Source organism: Tsukamurella conjunctivitidis (assembly GCF_007858475.1).
Classification (GTDB): Bacteria; Actinomycetota; Actinomycetes; order Mycobacteriales; family Mycobacteriaceae; genus Tsukamurella; species Tsukamurella conjunctivitidis.
Window position 1 is genome coordinate 1 of record NZ_VIGX01000087.1, and the last position, 734, is coordinate 734.

Here is a 734-nt window from a genome sequence, read left to right on the forward strand (position 1 = left end):
GGACGCGCCCGGCTGGGCCCGTGCCCGGGGGGCAGGTCCTCGCACGCCGTCCCACGTCCACCGACCCACGCGCCAGGGCTCGCCCGGGTCGTGTCGCACCGATGCCCCTGGTGCGACACGCCGACGCAATCGGACTGGCCGAGGAGAAACACACCCGCGTCTTCCACAGGCTGTGGACAGCCCCGGCGGGCGCGTCCACAGCCCGCTCCATGCCCTCAGGACACCGAGCGATCCGGCTCACCGGGGCCAGATGCACATGCCGTGGGCGACCATGGGGGCGTGGGCTCCTCGATCCCACTGCGCCGTCCTCCACAGGCCTTCCACACCCCTTGACTACGGTGTCCACAGGCGGAGGGCACGACACCCCGAACACAACACCTAGTGGTCCACCGACATCGCGGACACAAGGTGTAGTGTTGGGACACATCAGGGCGGCGGCTGCGCCCCGAAAATGACAGACGTGTGATTACAGGCCCGCCATTCGGGTCCGACCACCGTCCACACGACTTACCTCCCACAACCAGGACAGGATGAGTGCCCCCATGGCGATCACGGTCTACTCCAAGCCCATGTGCGTCCAGTGCGATGCGACCTACCGGGCGCTCGACAAGCAGGGTCTGGACTACACCAGCGTGGACCTCACCCAGGACGTCGAGGCCCTGGAATTCGTCAAGACGCTCGGCTATCAGCAGGCCCCCGTCGTCGTCGCCGGTGAGGACCACTGGAGCGGGTAC

Annotated in this window: 1 protein-coding gene; it reads left to right on the top strand. The window is 67.7% G+C overall.

Annotation, left to right across the window (positions count from 1 at the left end; genetic code table 11):
- Positions 1-542 precede the first annotated feature (542 nt).
- Positions 543-734, top strand: a 192-nt coding sequence (gene nrdH, locus FK530_RS24485) for a glutaredoxin-like protein NrdH (protein WP_146489436.1), incomplete at its 3' end; no start/stop codon positions are given.